Origin of the sequence: Neobacillus drentensis, from assembly GCF_036966985.1 — a bacterium.
Lineage (GTDB): Bacteria > Bacillota > Bacilli > Bacillales > Cytobacillaceae > Neobacillus > Neobacillus drentensis_E.
The window spans coordinates 1-1,266 of sequence record NZ_JBALSN010000730.1; the positions used below are offsets into that span (position 1 = coordinate 1).

The following is a 1,266-nucleotide window of genomic DNA, read 5'->3' on the forward strand; positions in this document are numbered from 1 at the left end:
ATGTTTATATAGTCCAAGTTTAAATTCAAACAGGGATTTTATGATTAAAGATTACTTTATATCTTAAGGTGAACTGCAATGAAAAAACTTATTAATCGCCCTCTAATATTAAAGGATGAATGTTTGTCGAGTTACCTTTATCGACTTAGTAAAGCTAATTACCTAACTGGACCCTCTCCTATATTAAAGCAACTCAAAATTGAATTGTTCAAATATAGGGTCAATCATTTTGACTATCCAAATTGCATCAAAATCGCAAAGATTTCTGATGTAAATCCAAAAGAACTTTTTAGGACTTCTAATGTCTACTATGAAGAAAACTTTAAAGATGATGTAGATAAAATGGTCTTATTAAAGGAATACGTAAAATATTGTCCTTGTTGTATTCAAGAAAATATTTATTTCAAGAATTCTTGGTTTTTAAACCTGTTTACCGTTTGTCTAGAACATCAATCTTTACTAGTTCAGAATTGTCAAGGATGCGGACAAACCATATCGCTAGAAAACTTTTTAGAAGGATTTTGTAAAAATTGTAACTTTGCATATGTTAAAGCTGACAAGTGCCCAGTTGATTCAAATTCCTTATTATATCAAGCCCAACTTGAATTCCAATCGATCATAGAAGGTCAAGTTGGTAAAGTATTAAAAGATATTTGCGCTAAAGACATTTTTAATTTTATAAACGGGAATTTACACATCATAGAGGATCTAACCTCAAGGGTAACTTACAAAAAAATTCATTTAATAACTCACCCACAAAAATATTATTGGAGTGAAAACTTTGGAGAAGCTTTAGCTAATATTTATTGGATGTATACTAACTTCCCTTTTAATTTTTTTCAGATTTTAGATGAGTTTTTCAATCTTCCATTTAAAAAAAGAAGACGAAGAAAAAAAGAATTTGAAAAGACACTTGGAACATCTACATTCATCAAAGAAGCTTATCAAGAATATCAGAATATGCAAATTTTAAAGGGGAATGTACCCAAAAATATTTCATGTTTTGATTTAGACGCAGCTAAAAAAATAAAAGAAAGATTTATATCAAAAAAAGAAATTAAAAAGGAATTTAATTTAACACGTAATGAAGTGGATTTTATTTGCCGTAATTTGGAGCCCAAACAATATCAACGTGGGAAAAATTTAATCCAGCAATTTGAGGTTGAAGAGGTAATTTCTTTTGTGAAAAAATTCAAAATCCAGAAAAATGATCTTTTAACCCAAAAAGAAGCCGCTATTCAATTAGGAGTAAATATTGACATAATG

General features: G+C 28.8%; 1 protein-coding gene. It reads left to right on the plus strand.

Annotated features, from left to right (window positions below):
- Positions 1 to 78 precede the first annotated feature (78 nt).
- The coding region (locus V7659_RS31070; RefSeq protein WP_335543847.1) for a TniQ family protein at positions 79 to 1,266 on the plus strand (1,188 nt) is incomplete at its 3' end.